A 17026-nucleotide genomic window follows, 5' to 3' on the forward strand; every position below is an offset into this window, starting at 1 on the left:
CCCCTGCTGCCGAATGCCGCGTTCGCCGCCTTGCAGGCTGCCAGCCCGATCCCGATCCTTGTCGACATGCCCTGCATCTCTGTCGCGGATGCGACGCGTTTCCTCTCGCATGGCGCCAATTCGCTGAGCGTCAAGCCGGGCCGGGTGGGCATCACGGAGGCGAGCCGTATCACGGCCCTGGCGGAGGCTGCCGGGGCCGCGGTCTGCGCCGGGATGTATGCGGAAGGCGCGCTTGGCACGCTCATCAGCCTACAATTCGCCGCCGGGTTGAAACATCCACTGATGCCGGCCGAACAGAGTTTCTTCCTGCTCATGCGCGAGCAGATCCTGCATCAGCCGCTGCACGTCCGGGATGGTCATATCGAGTTGCCAGACGGCACCAATTGGGATGCACTGGTTGACTGGGACCGTGTGCGGCGATTTGCCATCGCATGACGGGCAGAGAGCCAGGCGGGCTGGATTGCGTAGACGCTTCCTGCGCGTTGACCGGGATCGCTGTTTCGGGGATCGCTGTTTCCGGGATCGCTGTTTCGGGGATCGCTGTTTCGGGGATCGCAGATATGCGGGGCTGTCACTCGGGGCGTTGTCGCCGGGAGCTCGGGCGGCTGCCGAGTTGGTCAAGGGCGTCGGCATTGTCGCGGCCCCAGGCGTAGAGCAGCTCGACCGGTTCGACGAAGCGGGAGCCTAAGGGGGTGAGGCGATATTCCACCGCGGGCGGGACCGATCCCTGGACATGGCGGCTGACGAGGCCGCTCGCCTGCATCTCTCGCAGGGTCTGGACCAGCATCTTCTTGGAGATGCCGGGCAGGCTGCGTTGCAACACGCCGGTGCGGGCTGCCCCGGCGTGTTGGGCATTCAGCGTGTGGAGGACCATGCTGGTCCATTTGGTCGCGAACAACTCCAGTACACGCCGGGGCGCGCAATCCTCGCGCCATTCCGTCTCGACCGTTCCTGCGTCCATGGTTACCTCCTGGTGCCTACGTCCCTAAATGGTGCCGTCTAGGAATGCCAGGTGGGGCTGCCCAGTTAGTGGTTAGATTGGACAGGAGCGCTGGATTTGAGCGGAACGGCATTGGTGGTGGGCGTGAGCGGGATCGTGGGCAGTGCCGTGGCGGCGCTGCTGGTTGAGCAGGGCTGGACGGTTTACGGGCTGGCGCGCCGGCCGACCGGGCAGCCCGGCGTGCAGCCGGTCGCGGCTGACCTGCAGGATGCGGCGGCGACGGCGGCGGCGCTGGCGGGCGTGCGGCCGGACGCGGTGTTCATCACCACCTGGCTGCGCCAGGCGAACGAGGCCGAGAACATCCGGGTGAATTCGGCGATGGTCCGCAATCTGCTCGATGGATTGCGGACCGGCGGCAGCACCCGGCATGTCGCGTTGGTGACCGGGTTGAAGCACTATCTGGGGCCGTTCGAGGCCTACGGCAAAGGCAGCCTGCCGCAGACGCCGTTTCGCGAGGAGCAGGGCCGGCTCGACGTCGAAAATTTCTACTATGCGCAGGAGGACGAGGTGTTTGCGGCCGCCGCGCGCGACGGTTTCACCTGGAGCGTGCACCGCCCGCATACGGTGATCGGCATGGCGGTGGGCAATGCGATGAACATGGGTACGACGTTGGCCGTCTATGCCTCGCTGTGCCGGGAGACCGGGCGGGCGTTCACCTTCCCCGGGTCGGCCGTGCAGTGGAGCGGGCTTACCGACATGACCGATGCGAGGCTGCTCGCGCAGCACTTGCTTTGGGCCGCGACCACGCCCGGGGCGGCCAATGAGGCGTTCAACGTGGTCGATGGCGATATCTTCCGCTGGCAGTGGATGTGGGGGCGGATCGCCACCTGGTTCGGGCTGGAACCGGCAGGCTTCGATGGCAGCGTCCACCCGCTGGCGCAGCAGATGAGGGATGACGGCCCGCTCTGGCGGCAGATCGCCGAGCGTGAGCACCTTGCCGAACCCGATCTGGATCGGCTTGCCTCGCCCTGGCACACCGATGCCGATCTTGGCCGGCCGATCGAGGTGGTGACGGACATGTCCAAGAGCCGCCGCCTAGGCTTTCGCGAATACCAGCCGACCGATGATGCGTTCTTCGATCTGTTCGCGCGGCTGCGGGCCGATCGCCTGGTTCCATGAGGGCGCCGATATGAGCCGCGTCGGCTAGGCGGACTGGGTGGCGAGGATCGCGTCTCGCAGTTGAGATGGCCGCCGCCGAGGATGATGTGCTTCAAGATTGGCGTGAAGCCAGGTAAACCAGTTCATGTCCGGGCCGCCATGGGCACCGTGCAGTATCATGACTCTCAGCGGCATCGGTTACTCCACCATTGCGCGACTTCGCGGCACTCTACTGCGGCGTTGAGCCAACCGACACGTCGTGCGCGACGGTGGCGAGTTTGCCCGCGGTCTCGATGTCGAAGCGGGTGACGAGGCCGTCGTGGATGTGGAAGACGTGCCGGACGGTTTCATCCAGCAGCAGTTTGCCCGCGAGGTCGCGCACGACCTGGTGGACGTCCACCGTGGTCGCGCCGTCGTCGCGCTGGGCGACGTGCGTGGGGTCGACCTGCGGCGTGATCGCGGCCCATTGCTTGGTCCAGTAGGCCCGGATGGCCGCGTGGCCGTGCACGTGGCCGCCGTCCATGCCGTTTGCCCAGGCGACGGTTTCGGCCAGCAAGCTTAGCACGGTTGGGATGTCGCGGCGGTTGAAGCCCTCGTAGAGTTGGCGCACGAGCGCGTCGTTGTTCATCTGGTCACCCCTTCTCGACAGCATGCGTCCGCTTGTCGTCGCGTGACGCCGCAGGTATGTGTATAGGTGACTATATATAAACATAGGCGCCTATGCAATGGGATTGACGTTCGAGGTGCTCTCGACGCCTGGGCATCTGATCAGCCTGGCGGCGCGGGGGTTTGCGCGGCTGAGCGAGGCGCGGCTGAAGCCCTTGGGGTTTGGGGTGGGCCATTTGCCGGTGCTGATTGCGCTGCAGGATGGCCGGGCGAACACGCAACGCGACCTCGCGCGGTTCGCGAAGATCGAGCAGCCTTCGATGGCGCAGATGTTGGTCCGGATGGAGCGGGACGGGCTGATCCGGCGCACGCCCGACGCCGATGATGGACGCAGCAGCCGCATTGCGCTGACGCGCATCGCCCGGGCGCGCTTGCCGGATGCGTGTGCGGCGCTGTTCGAAGGCAATGGGGAAGCATTGAGTGGCTTCACGGATGCGGAAGCCGCGCAACTCGTCGGCTTGCTGACGCGGGTCATCGCAAACCTCGACCGGATCGCGAGTGCCGACGAGTCGTCGCCCGGTTCGTAGGCTGTGTTGAAAAACCAGGTGCGGCTATGATGCGCCACGTCACCGCCGTGGGAGGAACGCAGCCATGAAGATCCTTGTCGTCAATCCCAACCTGACGCAGGCGGTGACCGACGCTGCGGTGACGGAGGCCCGGCACCATGCGGCGCCGGGCACGGAGATCATTGGCGCCACGGGGTGTTTCGGTGTCGGGATCGTGTCGACCGATGCGGAGAACGTGGTCGCCGGGCATGCGGTGCTGGATATGCTGGCGCGCCAGGTGGGCCAGGTGGATGCCGCGATCCTCGCCATTTCGATGGACACGGCGCTGGCGGCGGCACAGGAGTTGATGCCGTTCCCCGTGATCGGCATGACGGCGGCGGCGCTGCACACTGCGTGCCTGTTCGGGCGGCGGTTCGGCATGGTGACGTTCGGCATGGCCACGCGGGGTTTGTATCTGGACCTGGTGGCGGCGAACGGCCTGGCCGGGCGTATGACGGGGTGTGAGACGATCGAATTGGAGTCGGCCGCCGGCTACGCGGATACGGCGCGGCTGGACCGGGCGGTATTGGATGCGGCTGAGCGCTTGCGGGCGCAGGGGGCGGCCAGCGTGGTGATCGTTGGCGCGGCGACCAGCGGCATGGCCCGGCGGCTGCAGCCCGTGGCGCCGGTGCAATTGCTGGACGGCATGGCCTGCGCCATTCGCCTGGCCGAGGCTGCGGTTGGGCTGGGCATTCGCCCGGCGCACGCGACGCCGCTGCCGAAACCGCATCCGCCGCGCGGCCTGGGCGACGCATTGGCCGCGGCGTTGCATCCGCCGCGACCGTGAGCCGACGCCGAACTAGATGATGACGCGCTTCGGCCCGGTCTTCACGTGGGTCGCGTAGAGCGTCAGACCGGTGAAGGCGAGGCCGCCGACGAGGTTGCCGACCACAGTCGGGATTTCGTTCCAGATGATGTAGTCGGCGACGGAGAATTTGCCGCCCATGATGAGGGCGGAGGGGAACAGGAACATGTTCACCACCGAATGTTCGAACGTCATGAAGAAGAACACCATGATCGGCATCCACATGGCGATGACCTTGCCGCTGACGGAGGTGGAGATCATCGCGCCGACCACGCCGGTTGACACCATCCAGTTGCACAGCATGCCGCGGATGAACAGGGTGAGCATGCCGGCGGCGCCGTATTGCTTGTAGCCGATGGTGCGGGCCTCGCCGATGCCGGCGATGACCTTGCCGACGGCGCTCGGCTCGGTGGAGAAGCAGAAGGTGAAGATGATCGACATCATCACCGCGACGACGAGCGCGCCGGCGAAATTGCCGACGAAGACCAGGCCCCAGTTCTTGAGAACTTTGCCGAGGGTGACGCCGGGTCGCTTGTCGATGAGGGCGAGCGGGGTGAGCGTGAAGACGCCGGTGAGCAAGTCGAATCCTAACAGGTACAGCATACAGAAGCCGACGGGGAACAGCGCGGCGCCGACGATGGGGACGCCGGTTTGCGCGGTGATGGTAACGGCGAAGACGGCCGCAAGGGCCAGGATGGCGCCGGCCATGAAGGCGCGGATCAGGACATCCCTGGTCGCCATGAGGAGCTTGGATTCACCGGCATCGACCATTTTCACGGCAAATTCGGACGGCATCAAATAGGACATTGCGTAAAATCACCCGTTGCTGAACCGGGCCAAGCACGCGCCGTGCCAATGGCTTTTGTGCAAACTAATCGCCAAGCCCGGCGGCCATCGGGGTGCCGCGTCGTTCCGCATGGGCCTGGGTGACGATCTGCCAGTCGCCCCAGAGGCCCAGGCAGCTCATATGGCGGCGACGATGACGTCCGGCCAGCCGGTCTGCGTCCCAAACACACCCAGCGCGGCCAGCATGACGGCCGCACTGCCGATCGCGTCGTTGCGCGAGCTGGGGTTCTCGATCGAGTAGATCCGCGCGTTGCTGGATTTGGCGGACCAGACGAGCCGGTCCTGCGAGGCGGTGGATGCGATTGCACGCGAGCATCTGGCGGATGTCGAGCGCAAGTTGAGTGCCGGCGCTATAGGCGGGACACCGCGGAGAGCAACGCCTGGGTGTAGAGGTGGCGGTCGGCGGTGGCGAAGTCGGTGGCGTCGAAGACGTCGACCACGTCGCCGCGGTACATGACGGCGACGCGGTGCGCGAGTTGGCGCACCAGGTTGAGGTCGTGGGTGATGAACAGGCAGGCGGTACCGTGACGGGCCTGCAGCGCGATGAGGAGGCGGGCAATGTCGGCCTGCACCACGACGTCCAGCGCGGAGGTGATTTCGTCGCAGATCACCAGCTTGGGCGCGGCGGCGAAGGCGCGGGCGATGGCGACGCGCTGCTTCTCGCCGCCGGAGAGTTCGTGCGGGTGGCGGCTGGCGTAGGCAGCGGGGAGGCCGACCTCCTCCAGCATGGCGATGATTCCGGCTTCGATCTCGGCCGGGCTGGCGGGGGCGTAGAGGCGGAGGGGGCGGCCGAGGATGGTGCGGATGCGGTGGCGCGGGTTGAGCGAGGCGTCGGGGTTTTGGAAGATGATCTGGATGTCGCGGTGCCAGGCGCGGTCCATGCGGTCGGTGCCGGTCATGCGGCGGTTGGCGAACACGACCTGGCCGGTGAAGGGGGCGATGCCGGTGAGAGCGCGGGCCAGCGTGGATTTACCGGAGCCGGATTCACCGACGATGCCGAGGATTTCGCCCTGGTTGAGCGCGAGGGTGAGGTGGCGGGCGCCCTGCACCGGGGCGGGGGCGCCGAGTAATTGGCCGAATGCGCTGGCCCGGCCGTACGTGACGGTGACGTCGTTCAAGGCGAGCAGCGGGGCGGCGGGCGGCGGCGGGCCGGAGAGGCGATGCGCCGGGTCGGGGATGGCGTCCAGCAGGCGGCGGGTGGTGGCGGTGCGGGGTGCGCGCAGCACGTCCCGGGCGGGGCCTTGTTCGACGATGCGCCCGGCCTCCAGCACGGCGACGCGGTCGGCGATGCGGCCGACCAGGGCCAGATCGTGCGAGATGTAGAGCGAGGCGACCGGCGTTTCGGCGCGGAGTTCGGCGAAGAGGTCCAGGATGCGGGCGCCGGTGATGACGTCGAGCGCGGTGGTGGGCTCGTCGAAGATGATGAGTTCGGGGCGGCAGGCGAAGGCGGTGGCGATGACCACGCGTTGCTTCTCGCCGCCGGACACCTGGTGGGGATAGCGGTCCATGATAGCGCGTGGGTGCGGCAGGCCGGTGCGGGCGAGCCAGGCCTCAGCCTGGATGGCGGCGTCGCGATTGTTGAGGCGTTGGTGGCGGATGAGCACCTCCGCCACTTGGTCGCCGAGGCGCATCGAGGGGTTGAGGGCGGTAGATGGGTCTTGGAAGACCATGCCGATGCGGCGGCCGCGGAGGGCGGCGAGTTGGCGCCGGGTGAGCATGCGGAGGTCCTGGCCGGCGAGGGCGATCTGGCCCCTGCCCTCCTGCGCGTTGCCCGGCAGCATGCGGAGGATGGACCAGGCGAGCGAGGATTTGCCGGAGCCGGAGGCGCCGACCAGGCCGAGGGTTTCGCCGGGGGCGATGTCGAGGGTGATGTCGGACAAGGCCCGGCGCAGGCCCGACCGGGTGCGGTAGGACAGGGTGTAGCCGGTGACGCTGAGGACGGGGCTCATCGGCGGGCGCGCGGGTCCAGGTGGTCGCGCAGGGCGTCGCCGAGCAGATTGAAGCCGAGGGCGACCATGGCGATGGCGACGCTGGGGACGAGCACGGTCCAGATGTTGCGGGCCATGAATTGGCGGGCGCTGGCGATCATCAGGCCCCATTCGGTGGAGGGTGGTTGGGCGCCGAGGCCGAGGAAGCCGAGGGTGGCGCCGATCATGACGGCGAAGGCGACGCGGATCGTGGCCTCGATGATGACGGGGCCGATGGCGTTGGGGAGGACCTCGCAGAGGATGACCCAGGCCGGGCCCTCGCCGCGGGCGCGGGCGGCGAGGACGTAGTCGCGGCCGCGGAGGGAGAGGACGGTGCTGCGGGCGATGCGGGCGAGCCCCGGGGTGAAGGCGATGGCGACGGCGAGCAGGGCATTTTGCATGCCGTTGCCGAGGATGGTGACGATGAGCAGGGCGAAGAGCAGGTCCGGCACGGCAACCAGGCCATCCAGAATGCGCATGATGACGGCGTCCACGGCGCCTGCGGACACACCGGCGACCAGGCCGATGAGGCCGCCGGCCGCGACGCCCAGGGCCGTGGCGCCGACGCCGAAGAGCACGGTGGCGCGGGCGCCGATGAGGAGGCGGGAGAGCAGGTCGCGGCCGAATTGGTCGGTGCCGAGCAGGAAGGCGGCTGAGGGCGGTTGCAGGCGGGCGCGGGGGTGGAAGGCTTGCGGGTCGTAAGGGGCGAGCCAGGGGCCGAAGATGACGGCGATGGCGACGAGGGAGAGCAGGACGAAGCCGACGATGAAGGTGGGTTGGCGAAATAGGTCACGCATAATGCACGCGCGGGTCCAGTTTCGCGATGATGATGTCGGCGGCCAGGTTGGACATCGTGTAGGCGGCGGCCATGACCAGGGTTGCGGCCTGCATCACGACCAGGTCGCGGTTTTGCACGGCGTAGATGAGGAGGCGGCCGAGGCCGGGCCAGGCGAAGACTTCTTCCACGACCAGGATGCCGCCGAGGAGGTAGCCGACGTCGAGGGAGAGGACGGCGACGGCGGGGGCCAGGGCGTTGCGCAGGGCGTGGACGAGGACGATGCGGGTGCGGGTCAGGCCCTTGACCTGGGCGGCGCGGATGTAGTCGGAGCCCAATACCTCGCCCATTTCGCTGCGGATCTGGCGGGAGAGATGGGCGACCAGGATGAGCGACAGGGTGGCGACGGGGAGCACCATGTGCAGCGCGAACTGTCCCAGGCCATCCGCCGCCGGGGTGAAGCCGCCGGCGGGCAGCCAGCCGGTGTCGGGGCCGGCGACGACCACCAGCAGCAGGGTCGCGGTGACGAATTCGGGGACGGAGGCGCCGAGATAGGCGACCAGACCGATCACCAGGTCGAACACCGTGCCGCGCAGCAGGGCGCCGGCCACGCCGATTGGTGTGGCGACGAGGCAGACGGTGACCAGGGTGGCGCCGGCCAGGATCGCGGAGCGGCCGAGTGCATCCCCCACCAGGGAGGCGACCGGGCGGGACAGGCCGGCGGACATGCCCCAGTCGCCACGCAGGATGTTGCCGAGCCAGTGGCCGTATTGCTGATACCATGGGTCGTTCAGGCCCATCGCCAGCTCCATCGCGTGGCGCTGGTCGGCGGTGGCGAACTCACCCAGGATCATCACCGCGGCGTTGCCGGGGAGCAATTGGGTGATGCCGAAGACCGTGAACGACACGATGAGCAGCACCAGCACGATCGTCCCGAGGCGGCGGAGGAGCCAGCCGGCGGTCACTTTATGACGGTGAGGTCGTCGGGAAGCCCGGTGAGGATTTCTGGCGCGCCCTCCGTGATGAGCAGGGTGTGGCCGACGCCGGCGGCGTAGCCCGTCTCCATGTCGCCGAGCATGACGTGGAAGAACAGGACCATGCCGGGGCGGCACACCGTGGGATTGCCGGCGTAGATCATGGGCGGCGTGTCCATGCTGGTAGGGGCGTAGGTGAGGCCTACGGAGTAGCCGGTGGCGCCGAAGCGGGCGGCGGCGTAGCCGGCGGAGTCCAGGCCGTGCGCATGGGCGTCGAATATTTCCCCCAGCGTGGTGCCGGGGCGGGAGATCTCGGTCATGCGGTCCAGCGTGGAGCGGACGGTGTCGAACATGCGGCGCTGCGTATCGGTGCATTGGCCGAGCAGGATCAGCCATTCCGTCTTCACGTTGTAGCGGCGAATGGCGACCGGGTATTCGACGATGATCTGGTCGATCGGGTCGAGCGCGCGGGGTTGGCTGACGCCGCGGCCATAGAGGGCGCGGGCGCCCGAGTTGAAGAGGGGGGCGTTGGGCGGCATGTCGCCGCCGCCGCCGAGCACGACGGAGAGATAGGTGGCGGTGAGCGCGCTATCCATCACGCCGGGGCGGGCGGCGGCGATGACGGCGTCCAGCGATTTGTCCAGCAGCTTGCCGGCGCGGCGCATCACCTCGATCTCGGCGGGGGATTTCACCAGGCGCAGCAGGCGGATCAGGTGTTGGTCGAATTCCAGGGTGCAGAAGCCGGCCATGGCGGTTTGCACGCGGTAGAGGTTCCAGCCGGTGAGGCCGTGGGTGTTCATCTCGACGGCGATGCGTTTGCCGGCGAGCCCCTTCTCGCGCAGGATTTCGCGCAGGGCGCCGGCAGGGTCGGCGTCCTCGGCATCCCACCAGAGGCGGATGTCCTCGATCGTGCTGGTTTGGCGGGCCTGGAACAGGTCGGGACGCCGGGTGAGCAGGGTGATCGGCGCGTCGTCGGCGGTGATGACGGCGCATTGGAAGAAGACGAAGCCGCCGGTGTCGTAGCCGGTGAGCCAGAAATGGCTTTCCTGAGCGAAGACGAGGATGGCGTCGAACCCGCGCTCGGCCAGGGTGGCGCGGAGCTTGGCCTGGCGGGCCATGTGCTCGTCGCGAGTGAAGGGGAGCGTTGGGGTGCCAGCGAACATGGATTGGGCCCTAGCAGGGATGGAGATGGGGCGGGATCGGCGTTGGACTTTTCCAGGGGCGGCGTCGCGCTGCCGCATGCGGCTAGGCCAGCCACACGCGCTCGATAAAGAAAGAGCGTTGCAGCGGGCCCTGCGTCCAACCCTTCACCCGGTCGCGGCTGGCGGTGAGGACGTCCTGGAAGAACGGGATGAGGGAGGGTTTGTCCCGCACCATCAGCGCCTGCGCCTTGGCGTAGATCGCGCGGCGGGCGTTGGCGTCCACGGTGGAGGCGCCTTCGGCGACCAGATCGTCGAATTCCTTGTTATTCCAGGCGGTATCGGCGAAGGCGGCGCTGCTGGTGAAGAGCAGGGTGAAGGCGGCGTCCTCGGTCGCCTGCATGCCCCAGTAGCCGACGTAGAAATTGCCCTTCATCCAGACGTTGGCCAGGTAGGTGTCGTGCGGGATGGTTTGCACGTCGATGTCGAACCCGGCGTCGCGCGTCATCTCCTTCATTGCCACGCCGACGGCGGAGCGGATGGCCGGGCGGTTGGAGCAGATGAGCGGGATCTTGAGGCCGTTCGGATAGCCGGCCTCGGCCAGCAGCTTCTTGGCGGCGACCGGGTCGTAGGTGGCGGCCTGGGTGTCGCTGTAGAACTGGTATTGCGGGGAGATGGCGTTGTCGCCGGCAGATTGGCCCAGCCCTTCCAGCACCAGGTCCACCAGCGTGTCGCGGTCGATCGCCATGGCCAGGGCGTTGCGGACGCGGATGTCGTTGAACGGCCTGGTGTCCATGCGCATGACGATGTTGGCGAAACGGCCGGATTTCACGCGCTGCGCGACGATACCGGGTGCGGCGGCGATGCGCTTGTAATCGGCCTGCTGCACGTCGGCCATGATGTCGGTGGTGCCGGAGAGCAGGTTCTGCACCTCCGCCGTGAGGTCCGGGAATAGCGGCAGTTCGACCGCGTCCAGGTAGGGGAATCCGGGGGTGAAGTAGGCCGGGTTGCGGACGACGCGCAGCAGGCGGGTGGAGTCGAACACGTCCTGCTTGAACGGGCCGGTGCCGTTGGCCTTGGTCGCCATGCCGGGCAGGTCGCGCAGGGCGACGGCGGAGACGATCTTGGCATTGGCATGCGCGGTGGCGACGGGGAAGTCGGCGAAGGGCTTGGCGCAGGTGAAGCGGACGGTGAGCGGGTCCACGGCCTCGATCTCCTGCAAGGAGCCCATGGCGGCGCGGGATGGGGCCAGGGTTTTCGGGTTCAGGATGGCCTTGTAGGTGGCGACGACGTCGTCGGCGGTGAGCGGGGTGCCGTCGTGGAATGTCACGTTCGGCCGCAGCCTGAAGGTGAAGACCTTGGCGGCCGCGTCGGCGGTGAACTCCGTCGCGAGATCGGGGTCGGCCTTCATGGACGGGCTCATACGCAGCAGGCTGGAGAACAGCATGTCGGCGGCGATGTATTCCGAGGGGCCGGAGATCTGCAGCGGGTTGAGCGAGGCGGTGCGTTGGGCGACGGAGATCTTGAGCACGCCGCCCCGCTTTGGGGTGCCCTGGAGAGGTGCGGGCTGGGCGCCGGCGACTAGCGGCAGGGCGGCGGATGCGGCAATGCCGCCCAGCAGGGTGCGGCGGGAGGGATGGGAGGCGTTCATGTCGATGGTCCCAGGGCTGGAGGTGGTTGGATGGGGTGTTGCATTCCGGCACGGCCGCCTTTGCCCGGCGCCGTGCAATCGCCATGCCGCCCCGGCAACCCTGGCCTGGACCGCCTGCGGCGGCGTGCTGGCACGGGATGCCGTGGCGGGATGGTTGGGTCCGTTGCACGCCGACTGGGCAGAACCGGGCCGGCCGGGCAGCTTTCGGATGTGCGGGATCGCTGGCACGATGCCTGGCCTATTTCGTAGGAGCATCCTGATGATTGCCGACCCGTACCCCTCTGGCACCGTCGATTGGACCGGCGAGAACCCGGTGATGTACCTCAAGGACGATCCGGATGGCGATTGGGCATCGCTGCTATGCTTCTTTCGCGTGACTTGGTCGCCGCATGGCGTAGGGCATGCCTGCGTGGTGTTGCAGGACCCGTCCGGTACGCGCGCCGACGCCAATCTGTGCCTGACGGATAACGAACCGATGGCGCGTTACCTGGTAGAGGGCTTCATGGCGCATTTCGCCGCGTTTCGCGGGCGCGAGCTGGTGCGAACCCTGCCCTACCGGCCGCTGACGGCCGTGTCGCGTGGCGCGCATACCGGCACACGCTACGCCGAGTGCATCAGCGCGCCGGGGATGGCGGTGGAGCTGGTGTGGGACAGGCTGGGTGCGCCATACGCGGTGGACATGCCGCCCTCGCTGACCGCGACTGGGCGGCACCAGATGTATAGCGTGATCGTGGATAGCGACGAGGCGTGGTGTACCGTCAATGGGCGCCGCCTGCCGGGTCGCGTGATGCCCCGGCCGGTCGCGGGGCGCGAGAGCCGCAGCGCCTTCCTCGCCTTCTCCGAAACATGGATCCTGAAATTAGGTAAAACCTACGCATTTGAGTGACGCGGGCAATCTGCGGTACAATGGCCGGTCTGATCGCCCCTGCCCGCCCGATGGAGGTCCGTGCCATGCCCAACCCGCCCCCCGGTATCTTCGGCAACAACCGCACCATGGTGACGCCGCATTATGCCGTGATGCCGCCCGAGGGTATTCTGGAAAGCCGCCTGCCCAGCCTGCGCAATACGCTGGTGCGGTTTCATACCTCCCCCAGCATGGGCGCCCGCTTCGCCCAGGCGTTGCTGGAGGTCGCACCCGGCGGTGGCACCATCGCGCCGATTGCCGATGGGTTGGAGCATTTCCTGTACGTGGTCGCCGGCGTGTTGGAGATCGGCGCTGGCGAGGACCGGCGAACGCTGGATGCTGGCGGCTACGCCTACATTCCCGCCGGGACGGCGCTGCATCTGCTGGCGCCGGATGGGCCGGCGAAGGCCATCTGGATCAAGCGCCCGTATGAGGCGATTCCGGATTTGCGGATTCCCGCCGCATTGTTTGGGCATCGCAGCACGACGGAGCGGCGGCTGAAGCACACGGCGGGCCGGGCCTGGCAGCATTTGCTGCCCGACGAGGACCTTGGGTTCGACATGGCGGTGAACATCCTGAGCTTCGCGCCGGGTAACTACTTCCCGTTCGTCGAGACGCACATCATGGAGCACGGGCTGTATATGCTGGAGGGCCAGGGCCTGTATTTGCTGGGGCGCGAATGGCACGAATGCTGGACGGGCGATTTCATCTGGATGGGCTCGTACGTGCCGCAGCAATTCTATTGCACTGGGTGGGAAGGTGCGGCCTATTTGCTGTACAAGGACATCAATCGCGACGTGTTGTTCTGATGGCCTGGTTTCGTCTCGTGTATTTCTTTGGCGGTGTGTTTCTTGCCAATGTCGTGCCGCATTTCGGCCGGTTCAACGGCGGCAATCAGCCGGACCATCCGTGACGCCTCGCTGGGGCGCCTTTCGGTCCCTGCGCAGCTATAACTATCGGGTTTGGGTCGGCGGCGCCTTCGTGTCCAATATCGGCACCTGGGTGCAGCGGACCGCGCAGGATTGGCTGGTGCTGACCCAGTTGACGCATCACGACGCCTCCGCCGTGGGCGTGGTGATGGCGCTGCAGTTCGGGCCGCAATTCCTGCTGCTGCCGTGGACCGGGTCGGCGGCGGACCATTTCAACCAGCGCAGGCTGCTGCTGATCACGCAGACGACGATGGGTACATTGGCCCTGGCGCTGGGGGCGCTGACGATTGCCGGGGTGGTTCAGCTTTGGCATGTCTACGTCTTCGCGTTCCTGTTTGGGAGTGCGGCGGCGTTCGATGCGCCAGTGCGCCAGACCTTCGTGGCCGAACTGGTGGGCGACGCAGACCTGCACAACGCGGTGGCGCTGAATTCCACCTCGTTCAATACCGCACGGATGATTGGGCCTGCCGTGTCGGGCCTCGCGATCGGCGCGATCGGGACCGGCTGGGCGTTCCTGATCAATGGCGCCTCGTTCATCGCGGTGTTGATCTCGCTGATGAGCCTGCGGGCTGCCGAGCTGCGGCCGAATGCCCGGGCGCGCCGGTCCCGCGGGAGTTTCGTCGAAGGGCTGGCCTATGTCTGGAAGCGCCCCGATTTGATGGCGATCCTGGTGATGCTGTTCCTGATCGGGACGTTTGGCCTGAACTTCCCGATCTTCATCTCGACCATGGCGGTCAGCGTTTTTCACACGGATGCGAGCGGGTATGGCCTGTTGTCGTCGATCATGGCGATCGGCACGGTGACGGGCGCATTTTTGGGCGCACGGCGGGAGAAGCCGGCGTTTCGGTTGCTGCTGATCGGTGCGGCGTTGTTCGGGGTGGGCTGCACGTTGGCGGCGCTGGCGCCGGGCTACTGGTTTTTCGGCGGGGCGCTGGTGATCATCGGCGTGGCGTCACTCACCGTCACCAACACGTCGAACAGCCTGATGCAGCTATCGACCGAGCCCGCGATGCGCGGACGGGTGATGGCGCTGCGGGTGAGCGTGGCGCTTGGGGGCACGCCGATTGGGGCGCCGATCGTGGGTTGGGTGGCCGACCATTACGGGCCGCGCTGGGCGCTCGGCGTTGGTGCGGCCTCGGGGTTCGCGGCTGCCCTCGTGGCTATTCGTGCGGTCACGCGCCGGGCGCCGTGACTGCGGCGTTTGGATCCGCTTATGCTGCGCGAGATGGGGCTGCGCGGGATGGGGCGGCGATGGGGGACGCAGTGGGGGCATAGTTCCGGTAACTGGGCCGGCCGACGAATTCGGTCGAACCGACATGGGTGAGCGTGGAGCGGGTGTCGAGCCAGACTGTTCCGCCGATCGTGCGCCAGCGTTGGCAGAAGCCGTAATCCTCGCCCAGGTACTTGTTCGTGGCCGGGTCGATGATGCAGTCGAACAGGGCGTAGTGAAAGCTTTCGACACCCGGCGCCGCATTGGTCGGGGTGGCGTCGTAGCGAAGCTCGGGGTATGCGGCGACCATCCGCAGCAGGGCCGCGCGCTTGATCAGCATGAAGCCGGTTCCGGCGTATTGCGCGGTGACGAAACCGTCACGGTCCTGGAATTCGGCGCCGGTGCAGGCCGTGCCGACGTAGCGTAGGCCGGCGGTCTCCAGCGGCTCGCCATTCACGGCGCGTTGCAGCCCGCCATCGCCCCACTCGATTTGTTTGAACGGATATACGCCCGCGACCACGTCCTGGTTGAACTGCAACATGCGCGACAGCTGGTCTGGCTCGAACCCGATATCGGCGTCGACGAATAACAAATGGGTGGCGCGAGGATCATCGAGGAAGCGGCCGACCAGCGCGTTGCGGCTGCGGGTGATGAGGGAGTCGTGTCCCAGAAGCTCGACCGAGATTTGGAACCCGGCGATGTGCGCGACGGCGGCCAATTCCATGACCGAACGCATGTAGAGCTGCGTCACAAGGCCGCCGAAGCAGGGGGTGGCGAGTGTAATTCTCAGATCGGCGAGATCGACATCCATGCGAGGTATTCTGCGTCCGCGTGGTTTAGAAAACCTTAACGGACGGCCGTGGCGCTACGGCTCGGCCAGGTTTTCGCGCAGGGTGCGGCCGGTGTATTCGGTGCGGAAACGGCCACGGCGTTGCAATTCCGGGATCAGCAATTCGACCACGCCCTTCAGATCGGCCATGACGGCGATGGCCTGGCCAATCATGAAGCCGCCGCGGCTGCCGGTCGCCTCGAACGCTTCTTCCAGGTGGTCGGCGATCTGGACGGGGGTGCCGGCCTTGGTGTTCTCATATTGGGTTGCGGCGAGCAGGCCGTGCTCGAAAAACTCCTGCCGCGTGATGTGGGCGTCGTCGCCCAGCTTCATGGCCAGCTTGCCGACGAGCCCGACCGGGGAGGCGTTGGTGGCGGCGATGTCGTCCTGCAACTCGCGCAGGGTGAAACTGGCCGGCAAGGTGCTGAGGTCGTAGCCGGCGTGGTAGGACAGGTAGACGCCCACGGCCTCGGGCGGCAGGGTTTTGAGCAGCAGGTCGCGGTAGCTGTTGGCCTCGGCCTCGGTCTCGCGCACGGCGAGCGGGGTTTGCCATAGGACGCCGACGGCGTTTGGATCGCGGCCGACGGCGGTGAGCGCCTCGTCCAGGGCCTTGCGTTGCTTGATTTGGGCGGCGATCGGCATGTCGGCGCCGAAGACGTGGTCTGCGATGGTGGCCGAGGCGCGGATGCCGCGGGGGGAGCCGCCCGCCTGGATGATGATGGGGCGGCCTTGTGGTGAGGGGGGCGTGTTGAGCGGACCCTCGACCCGGAAGAAGCGGCCGGTGTGGGACATGTCGTGCACCTTCGCCGGGTCACCGACGCGGCCGGTGGCGCGGTCCCATAGCATCGCGTCCGGCTCGGTCGCGTCCCAGAGTTTGTGGCAGATGTCGACGAACTCCTCCATGCGCTCGTAGCGGCTGCCGTGCTCCATGAGTTCGTCGAAGCCGAAATTGGCGGCGTCGGAGCGGCGGGTGGAGGTGACCAGGTTCATGGCGACGCGGCCGTTGGTCATGTGGTCCATCGAGTTCATGAGCCGGGCCATGTAGTATGGGTGCATGAAGGTGGAGGAATAGGTCAATCCGACGCCGATGTGCTTGGTGACGCGGGCGGCGGCGAGCATGACCGGGTTCATGTCGACGCGGGGATACATGATGCCCCAGGTGATTGCGGCGTCGCGCGAGCCGCCCCAGGTGTCGGGCACACCGGTGCCGTCGCCGGAGAACAGCATGTCGATCTTGCCCTGCTCGGCCAGGCGGGCGACGTCTTCGTAGAGGGTGACGTCGGGGAAGGTGCGGTCGTCCCAGGAGCCGGGGAGCTGCCAGCGGCCGTTCATGTGGGTGTAGGAGAGGTTGAAGGCCAGGTGCATCCGCTTGGGCAAGGTGGGGCTCCGTCTTGGCAACGGGAGGGGGTGGAGCAAGAAGGGTGCCAGGCAGGGCGTTGCCCTGCACCCAGCAGGGACAGTCGTCCCTTTCCCCCTTTTTGCCGTTAGTCGTATCGGGCTGGTGTAGGCGCCGCGCGCGTTCCTGGTTTGACAATAAATGTCTAGGTTGGCGGCTTCATTTGGCAATGCTTATCGCTCGTGGGCAAAATCTGACACCTGGTTTGCGCCTAGCAATGGTCGCTCACGACCAAGGCCGAAATTCAAGCAGACCGTGTGAAATCTGCTCCGTAACGGATTCCGGCTCGGAG

Annotated in this window: 18 protein-coding genes and 1 pseudogene; 9 read left to right on the top strand and 10 right to left on the bottom strand. The window is 67.0% G+C overall.

Annotated features, from left to right (window positions below):
• On the top strand, positions 1-435 hold a 435-nt coding region (locus GSQ76_RS12395), incomplete at its 5' end, for an enolase C-terminal domain-like protein (protein WP_216851027.1).
• 136 nt (positions 436-571) lie between these two features.
• Here GSQ76_RS12395 and GSQ76_RS12400 read toward each other — a convergent pair.
• On the bottom strand, positions 572-961 hold the full coding sequence (locus GSQ76_RS12400) for a helix-turn-helix domain-containing protein (protein WP_158744228.1): 390 nt from the start codon (positions 959-961) through the stop codon (positions 572-574).
• Positions 962-1057: 96 nt separating this feature from the next.
• On the opposite strand from GSQ76_RS12400, the gene GSQ76_RS12405 reads away from it, so the two are divergent.
• Positions 1058-2119 (top strand): SDR family oxidoreductase, encoded by a 1062-nt coding sequence (locus GSQ76_RS12405; RefSeq protein ID WP_158744229.1) that lies wholly within the window; start codon positions 1058-1060, stop codon positions 2117-2119.
• A gap of 208 nt (positions 2120-2327) precedes the next feature.
• On the opposite strand, the gene GSQ76_RS12410 is transcribed toward GSQ76_RS12405, so the two are convergent.
• Positions 2328-2726: a nuclear transport factor 2 family protein gene (locus tag GSQ76_RS12410; RefSeq protein ID WP_158744230.1), complete on the bottom strand. Its 399-nt coding sequence runs from the start codon at positions 2724-2726 to the stop codon at positions 2328-2330.
• 97 nt (positions 2727-2823) lie between these two features.
• Here GSQ76_RS12410 and GSQ76_RS12415 point away from each other — a divergent pair, with 97 nt between their 5' ends.
• Complete coding sequence (locus GSQ76_RS12415) at positions 2824-3291, top strand: MarR family winged helix-turn-helix transcriptional regulator (protein WP_158744231.1); 468 nt, start codon at positions 2824-2826, stop codon at positions 3289-3291.
• Between the two features lie 64 nt (positions 3292-3355).
• Positions 3356-4096 (top strand): aspartate/glutamate racemase family protein, encoded by a 741-nt coding sequence (locus GSQ76_RS12420; RefSeq protein ID WP_158744232.1) that lies wholly within the window; start codon positions 3356-3358, stop codon positions 4094-4096.
• 12 nt (positions 4097-4108) lie between these two features.
• On the opposite strand, the gene GSQ76_RS12425 is transcribed toward GSQ76_RS12420, so the two are convergent.
• Positions 4109-4921, bottom strand: coding sequence for a formate/nitrite transporter family protein (locus GSQ76_RS12425; RefSeq protein WP_158744233.1), 813 nt, complete (start codon positions 4919-4921; stop codon positions 4109-4111).
• 55 nt (positions 4922-4976) lie between these two features.
• Here GSQ76_RS12425 and GSQ76_RS32470 point away from each other — a divergent pair, with 55 nt between their 5' ends.
• Both GSQ76_RS32470 and GSQ76_RS32475 read left to right on the top strand, forming a co-directional pair.
• Positions 4977-5201, top strand: coding sequence for a hypothetical protein (locus GSQ76_RS32470; protein WP_335904897.1), 225 nt, complete (start codon positions 4977-4979; stop codon positions 5199-5201).
• An 18-nt stretch (positions 5202-5219) separates the two neighbouring features.
• Positions 5220-5417: a hypothetical protein gene (locus GSQ76_RS32475; protein ID WP_335904898.1), complete on the top strand. Its 198-nt coding sequence runs from the start codon at positions 5220-5222 to the stop codon at positions 5415-5417.
• On the opposite strand, the pseudogene nikE reads toward GSQ76_RS32475, so the two are convergent.
• The 5 genes and pseudogenes from nikE to GSQ76_RS12455 form a co-directional block, all read right to left on the bottom strand.
• Positions 5341-6909, bottom strand: a pseudogene (nikE, locus tag GSQ76_RS12435) (nickel ABC transporter ATP-binding protein NikE); the annotation flags it as partial. The gene GSQ76_RS32475 and the pseudogene nikE sit on opposite strands and share 77 nt — an antisense overlap.
• On the bottom strand, positions 6906-7724 hold the full coding sequence (locus tag GSQ76_RS12440; protein WP_158744235.1) for an ABC transporter permease: 819 nt from the start codon (positions 7722-7724) through the stop codon (positions 6906-6908). The pseudogene nikE and the gene GSQ76_RS12440, both read right to left, overlap by 4 nt.
• Positions 7717-8667, bottom strand: a complete 951-nt coding sequence (locus tag GSQ76_RS12445) for an ABC transporter permease (protein ID WP_158744236.1) — start codon at positions 8665-8667, stop codon at positions 7717-7719. Before GSQ76_RS12445 ends, GSQ76_RS12440 begins: the two co-directional genes overlap by 8 nt.
• Positions 8664-9839: a Xaa-Pro peptidase family protein gene (locus GSQ76_RS12450; RefSeq protein ID WP_158744237.1), complete on the bottom strand. Its 1176-nt coding sequence runs from the start codon at positions 9837-9839 to the stop codon at positions 8664-8666. Before GSQ76_RS12450 ends, GSQ76_RS12445 begins: the two co-directional genes overlap by 4 nt.
• A gap of 82 nt (positions 9840-9921) precedes the next feature.
• Positions 9922-11466: an ABC transporter substrate-binding protein gene (locus GSQ76_RS12455; RefSeq protein WP_158744238.1), complete on the bottom strand. Its 1545-nt coding sequence runs from the start codon at positions 11464-11466 to the stop codon at positions 9922-9924.
• On the opposite strand from GSQ76_RS12455, the gene GSQ76_RS12460 reads away from it, so the two are divergent.
• From GSQ76_RS12460 to GSQ76_RS12470, 3 genes are all read left to right on the top strand, one after another.
• The gene (locus GSQ76_RS12460; protein ID WP_158744239.1) at positions 11465-12352 is read left to right on the top strand and encodes a hypothetical protein; all 888 of its coding nucleotides are present in this window, start codon (positions 11465-11467) and stop codon (positions 12350-12352) included. The two genes, GSQ76_RS12455 and GSQ76_RS12460, sit on opposite strands and share 2 nt — an antisense overlap.
• Before the next feature lie 65 nt (positions 12353-12417).
• A complete protein-coding gene (gene allE / locus GSQ76_RS12465) occupies positions 12418-13179 on the top strand; it encodes a (S)-ureidoglycine aminohydrolase (protein WP_254070380.1) in 762 nt (253 codons plus the stop codon).
• 100 nt (positions 13180-13279) lie between these two features.
• Positions 13280-14491, top strand: a complete 1212-nt coding sequence (locus GSQ76_RS12470) for an MFS transporter (protein WP_158744240.1) — start codon at positions 13280-13282, stop codon at positions 14489-14491.
• 19 nt (positions 14492-14510) lie between these two features.
• Here GSQ76_RS12470 and GSQ76_RS12475 read toward each other — a convergent pair whose 3' ends face one another.
• Both GSQ76_RS12475 and GSQ76_RS12480 read right to left on the bottom strand, forming a co-directional pair.
• Positions 14511-15320 carry a hypothetical protein gene (locus tag GSQ76_RS12475; protein WP_158744241.1) on the bottom strand — a complete coding sequence of 270 codons (810 nt, stop codon included), beginning with the start codon at positions 15318-15320 and terminating at the stop codon, positions 14511-14513.
• Positions 15321-15374: 54 nt separating this feature from the next.
• Positions 15375-16715: an NtaA/DmoA family FMN-dependent monooxygenase gene (locus tag GSQ76_RS12480; RefSeq protein WP_216851028.1), complete on the bottom strand. Its 1341-nt coding sequence runs from the start codon at positions 16713-16715 to the stop codon at positions 15375-15377.
• Positions 16716-17026: the final 311 nt, after the last annotated feature.

Source organism: Acidisphaera sp. L21 (assembly GCF_009765685.1).
Classification (GTDB): Bacteria; Pseudomonadota; Alphaproteobacteria; order Acetobacterales; family Acetobacteraceae; genus LMUY01.